The 5,186-nt window shown below is 42.7% G+C and carries 4 protein-coding genes; 2 read left to right on the top strand and 2 right to left on the bottom strand.

What is annotated here, in order from left to right:
* Nucleotides 1-5 precede the first annotated feature (5 nt).
* Complete coding sequence (fabB, locus tag SANK73390_RS19970; RefSeq protein ID WP_462768096.1) at nucleotides 6-1,220, bottom strand: beta-ketoacyl-ACP synthase I; 1,215 nt, start codon at nucleotides 1,218-1,220, stop codon at nucleotides 6-8.
* A gap of 178 nt (nucleotides 1,221-1,398) precedes the next feature.
* Here fabB and mnmC point away from each other — a divergent pair, with 178 nt between their 5' ends.
* On the top strand, nucleotides 1,399-3,384 hold the full coding sequence (gene mnmC / locus SANK73390_RS19975; RefSeq protein WP_462768097.1) for a bifunctional tRNA (5-methylaminomethyl-2-thiouridine)(34)-methyltransferase MnmC2/FAD-dependent 5-carboxymethylaminomethyl-2-thiouridine(34) oxidoreductase MnmC1: 1,986 nt from the start codon (nucleotides 1,399-1,401) through the stop codon (nucleotides 3,382-3,384).
* Between the two features lie 64 nt (nucleotides 3,385-3,448).
* Here mnmC and SANK73390_RS19980 read toward each other — a convergent pair whose 3' ends face one another.
* Complete coding sequence (locus SANK73390_RS19980) at nucleotides 3,449-4,318, bottom strand: flagellar protein MotY (RefSeq protein ID WP_462768098.1); 870 nt, start codon at nucleotides 4,316-4,318, stop codon at nucleotides 3,449-3,451.
* Nucleotides 4,319-4,483: 165 nt separating this feature from the next.
* On the opposite strand from SANK73390_RS19980, the gene rnt reads away from it, so the two are divergent.
* Nucleotides 4,484-5,161 (top strand): ribonuclease T, encoded by a 678-nt coding sequence (gene rnt / locus SANK73390_RS19985; protein WP_462768099.1) that lies wholly within the window; start codon nucleotides 4,484-4,486, stop codon nucleotides 5,159-5,161.
* Nucleotides 5,162-5,186 lie beyond the last annotated feature (25 nt).

The following is a 5,186-nucleotide window of genomic DNA, read 5'->3' on the forward strand; positions in this document are numbered from 1 at the left end:
TAGGTTTAGCCTTTATACTTTTGCATCACTAACGTTGCGTTTGTGCCACCAAAACCGAAGCTATTTGACATCACAGTATTGAGCTCAACATCACGACGTTCGGTAACAATATCCAAGCCTTGCGCTTGTTCATCAAGTTCATCAATATTAATAGATGGCGCAACAAAACTATTTTCTAACATAAGTAATGAGAAAATGGCTTCATGTACACCCGCCGCACCTAGCGCGTGGCCAGTCATTGCCTTAGTCGCACTAATGGCTGGTGAGTTATTACCAAACAATTCTTGAATAGCACCTAGCTCTTTAACATCACCTACAGGGGTTGATGTACCATGTGTATTTAAGTAATCAACGGGGCCCTCAACACCTTGTAGTGCTTGTTTCATACAACGTACAGCACCTTCCCCTGACGGTGCAACCATATCATAGCCATCTGATGTTGCACCATAACCGACTATTTCAGCATAAATATGTGCGCCACGAGCTAACGCATGCTCTAGTTCTTCAACCACAACAATACCGCCACCACCAGAAATGACAAAGCCATCACGGTTTGCATCATAAGTACGAGACGCTTGCTCTGGTATGTCGTTATACTTAGTTGATAACGCCCCCATAGCATCAAACTCCATGGCTAAAGTCCAATGCAGCTCTTCACCACCTCCGGCAAAAATAACATCTTGCTTACCTAGCTGAATTTGCTCAACAGCGTTGCCAATACAATGTGCTGAAGTGGCACACGCAGAACTAATCGAATAGTTTACACCTTTGATTTTAAAAGGCGTTGCTAAACACGCGGAAGTCGTACTTGCCATGGTACGAGGCACCATATAAGGACCAACCCGCTTAACACCTTTTTCACGTAAAATATCAGCGGCTTCAACTTGGTATTTTGATGAACCACCACCTGACCCGACGATAAGCCCTGTACGCTCGTTAGATACTTGTTCCGGTGCTAGACCTGAATCTTCAACTGCCTGAGCCATTGAGATATATGAAAATGCAGCCGCGTCGCCCATAAAGCGATGTGCCTTACGATCAACAAACTGTTTCACATCAATATCAAGGTTGCCAGAGACGTTACTGCGCAAATTATAGTCAGCAAACTCTTGATTAAATACAATACCACTTTTGCCAGCTTTTAAAGACTCTAGTACTTCTTGCTTATTGTTGCCGATGCTAGATACAACACCGATCCCCGTAATAACGGCTCTTCTCATGGGTAAATTCCCTTAATCTTTACTAAATTGCGGCTATTCTACGCTGAAAAGACTCTCTAAGTGGTCAGCTTTCCAGCGTACACACGTACTCTGAATTAATTTTGCAAAAATTACAACGGACTTAGGCAAATAAAACACGTAAAATATAGCAAATATTTTTGCTCTGATGTTGTTGTATATGATTAAAAACGCACTAATTCACTTTAATGATATGGGGACACCCGTTGCTGATGACTTCGATGATGTTTATTTCTCCAATGATGATGGATTGGCAGAATCTCACTACGTGTTTTTTGGCCAAAATCGAATCGCGTCGCGTCTTATCAATTATAAGCAAAAGCAGTTTGTTATCGCTGAAACAGGGTTTGGTACAGGCCTTAACTTTCTCAACACATGGCAACAATATGTGCTGCTCAAACCAAAGCATAGTTTACCTCGGTTACATTTTATTTCATTTGAAAAGTATCCAATTAATCACGCTGACTTAGTCACTGCTTTGGATGCATGGCCGACGTTGGCTGAATATACACAACAATTGTGTGACCAATACCCAATTGCACTGGCCGGTTGCCATCGACTTGAGTTTGAGAATGGACAAATTACACTCGATTTATGGTTTGGTGATGTACATGACTCCATTCCTAACATCAGCTGCCAAGCATCAGGCATCGTAGATGCATGGTACTTAGACGGTTTTGCTCCGAGTAAAAATCCAGATATGTGGCAACAGTCACTCTTCGATGCCATGGCAAACCTCAGCCGAAGTGAGGCCTCATTTGCCACTTTTACTGCTGCTGGCTTTGTTCGCCGAGGCCTACAGCAAGCAGGGTTTGACTGCCAAAAAGTTAAAGGCTATGGCCGTAAGCGAGAAATGGTCATAGGCACACTAAAGCAAGCCAATAACTATGCTAGTACGCCGGCGTATTACACAACAACACCTTCAGCTATGGACAATGTTGCCATTATCGGTGGTGGTATTGCCAGTGCATGCATCTCTTATCATTTGAGTAAACGCAACATTAAAAGTACACTATTTTGCCAAGATAACGCATTAGCAAAAGGCGCCTCTCATAATCGCCAAGGCGCTGTTTATCCAAACCTGCAAGCAGATATCAACCCACCCAGCGAGTTTTACGCACATACTTTTTTATACGCAACGCGTTTTTATCAGCAAATTGCAGCGCAAGGCTTTGCATTCGACCATGATTGGTGCGGTGTGTTACTACAAGCTTTTAACGATGCCAAAAGCGCACAACAACAAAACCTAATAGAAAAAAGCCAATGGCCAAGCGCCCTAATTCGACCACTTGATGCACAACAAGCAAGCTCGGTTGCCGGCGTTGAACTGCCCTATTCTGGGCTATTTATTGAACAAGCCGGGTGGGTCGACCCCGCACAACTTACACAAGCAATATTCAGTGCCGCAGAGCACTTAAGACAAGGACAAGTTCACTTTAATACTGATATAGAACGACTAGAAAAAACGCCCGATGGTTGGATGCTACACACATCAAATAATACCTATGGCCCATTTAGCGATGTATTTGTCTGTGCAGGAGAACATAGCGACCGTTTTGAACAAACTCAGTCTATTCCATTACAAGGCGTACGTGGCCAAGTCTCTCATATCCGTGCTGGAGATATTTCTTCTCAACTTAAAACCATACTTTGTCATAAGGGTTACTTTACACCGGCACATCAAGGCCTTCACTGTATGGGGGCCACATTTGAAAAAGACACCAAAAGCCGCGCTGTTACAGAGCAAGACAATATAACCAATCGAGCTCAATTAAATAAGTTCTATGCCAATAGCGATTTTGCCAACAACTTAGAAGAGATCACCGATGCCAAAGCTGCTGTACGGTGCTGCTTTGCCGACCATATCGCCATGTTAGGACAAGTGCCTGACCAAGATGATTTAATAACCACCTTTAACAACTTGCGCAAAGGTAAGCATTATGGTTTTACTCCATCACAACAACCACACCAAGGGTTGTATGTGGTAACAGGGTTTGGTGCACGCGGTTTATGCACGGCCCCCTTGGCAACTGAGCACCTGATCGCTAGTTTATGCAACGAACCGCGACCATTAAGTGAACGCGTACATCAAGCCATCCATCCAAATCGCTTTGTTGTGCGGGACCTTATTCGCAATAAAATATAACTGTCGTCTATAAAAACGCCGCATCAAGTGCGGCGCTTCAATTTAAAGCATACTTTCATTATATTTACGGCCGAGAAATTTGAATCACCACACGGCGGTTGCGATTGCGACCAATTTCATTGTCATTAGGTGCAACGTGGCGCTTTTCTCCAAAGCCCTCAGTAACTATCCTATCTGCTTCAACACCTTTACCCGTCATATAGTCTTTAATCGCTTTAGCACGTTTACGAGACAACTCCATGTTAGTCCAGCGCCCGCCATGACTGTCGGTGTAAGCTGCAATATAAATCGTTTCAATATTAGGGTCATTATTAAGATACTCCCCAATCATATCTAGGCGTTTTCGTGATGATTTTGTTAACTCGCTAGAGTTCTTTTTATAGTTCATCACAGTAAAAGAAATATCTTCAAAGCTGTAAGGTAACAAGTTGTCTCTACATTGCAAGAACGCCCAATATGCTTGTTGAAAATTAACAGATGACAACGCGACGGCTATTTTATCTTGGCTATTTTGCCAATCTTTATAGTAAAACGTTGGAAAGTACCCTTTTTCTAACTCACTTAGCATTTCCCATGACATGCGATTATCAAGTTCACCATCAAACTTTTTTAGTAACTGCATGCGACCAATATCACGAGCTGGCACACCTGCACGCCATACTGGAGGTACTGCCTGTAAACCTGCAAAAGCATAGGTTTCTGGCCGAACGACCATATCAAGGTTAAAAGTAAGGTCTTTATTTTTGCTTGCTGCAACACTAAATACTGCATCTCCATAGTAAGGCACTTCATGATTTAAGCTACATTCGAGTCGCTCTTTCTTATCTACCGCCCAATGAGAGGTATCAGCATCTGCGCTATATTGCCGCATTGCCGCTTGAGATTGCCCCACCAACGCAAATAATATAGCTACTCCAAAAATATTAAACCTTATGCTCACCGCTCTACTCCGCTTTGCCAATTATTTGTCATGGCCTCACTACTCAACTGAATAATGCAATAACTATGCCTGAAGACCCTTAATTTACTCAAACTCTGGTTCGCATATTTTTACGCACCTTGTATAATGGGCGGTTCAAATTTAGCAACCAATAAGATTATGGCAGATCAAGAGCAAACTCTATACTCACAACGTTTTCGTGGCTTCTTTCCTGTAGTTATCGACGTAGAAACCGCAGGCTTTAATAAAGATACTGACGCCCTGTTAGAAATCGCTGTTACTACTTTAAAAATAGATGATGAAGGCGTGTTCAGTTTAGATCAAACCCTACACTTTCACATTGCCCCTTTTGAAGGTGCTAATATCGAGCAATCAGCTATTGAGTTTAATGGAATTGACCCATTTTCACCACTTCGCGGTGCCATTGCAGAAGACGATGCCATCAAAGATATTTGTAAAATGGTGAGAAAAGCACAAAAAGCCGCAGGGTGTTCTCGTTCAGTTATTGTTGCACATAACGCAGCTTTTGATCATGGGTTTTTAAATGCAGCTATTACACGTAATAATATTAAACGCACCCCTTTTCATCCATTTGTGAGCTTTGATACCACCTCATTAGCAGGCTTAGCGTTAGGTCAAACGGTATTAGCCAAAGCGTGTCGAGCAGCGGGAATTGAGTTTGATAATAGCCAAGCGCACTCTGCACTGTATGATACAGAGCGTACCGCTGAGTTATTTTGTTACATCGTTAATAGATGGCAAACGCTTGGTGGCTGGCCTTTGCCCCCTATAGAAGAAAAAGCATCAAGCGCCGCAGAAGAGCCAAGTTCAGATTAAATATATAATGAAAAAGCCGCTATTA

The sequence above is a fragment of the Pseudoalteromonas sp. SANK 73390 genome (genome assembly GCF_054966645.1).